At 50.2% G+C, this 546-nt stretch carries 2 tRNA genes and 1 rRNA gene; all 3 read right to left on the bottom strand.

Annotated elements, in window-relative coordinates:
* Positions 1–208 precede the first annotated feature (208 nt).
* A tRNA-Ala gene (locus tag CFB45_RS38030) sits at positions 209–284 on the bottom strand.
* A 38-nt stretch (positions 285–322) separates the two neighbouring features.
* Positions 323–399: transfer RNA gene (locus tag CFB45_RS38025), tRNA-Ile, on the bottom strand.
* Positions 400–463: 64 nt separating this feature from the next.
* A 16S ribosomal RNA gene (locus CFB45_RS38020) occupies positions 464–546 on the bottom strand; the annotation flags it as partial.

The raw sequence follows: 546 nt of genomic DNA, 5'->3' as shown, positions 1-546 counted from the left end.
AGAGTTCGAATCATCTTGAGATACATCGATACAATCACAACCCGGATAACTTTCACGTCCATCTCAAGACGCTTCCGCTATCCAAATTACTTGCTTCTTCCAGATTGTTAAAGAACGACAGCCGATATCTGTTGATATCCTCTGACTGGCTCAATCGCCAATGACAAAGACTCGAACAATCGTCATTCGAATGTTTGTCATTGAAGATTGGTGGAGGCAGACGGGATCGAACCGACGACCCCCTGCTTGCAAAGCAGGTGCTCTCCCAGCTGAGCTATGCCCCCATGAGTACAGATAACCTCAGGTACCTACCGCCAGACAATGGTGGGTCTGGTTGGATTCGAACCAACGACCCCCGCCTTATCAAGACGGTGCTCTAACCGACTGAGCTACAGACCCCTGAGTCTGTCTTTAAATTTACAGCCGATAAGCGTGAGCGCTCAACTTGTGCGAGAAGCTCTGGAAAGGAGGTGATCCAGCCGCACCTTCCGATACGGCTACCTTGTTACGACTTCACCCCAGTCATGAATCCTACCGTGGTGACCG

Origin of the sequence: Burkholderia sp. HI2500, assembly GCF_002223055.1 — a bacterium.
Classification (GTDB): Bacteria; Pseudomonadota; Gammaproteobacteria; order Burkholderiales; family Burkholderiaceae; genus Burkholderia.
This window is presented reverse-complemented; position numbering and strand designations above follow the sequence as displayed.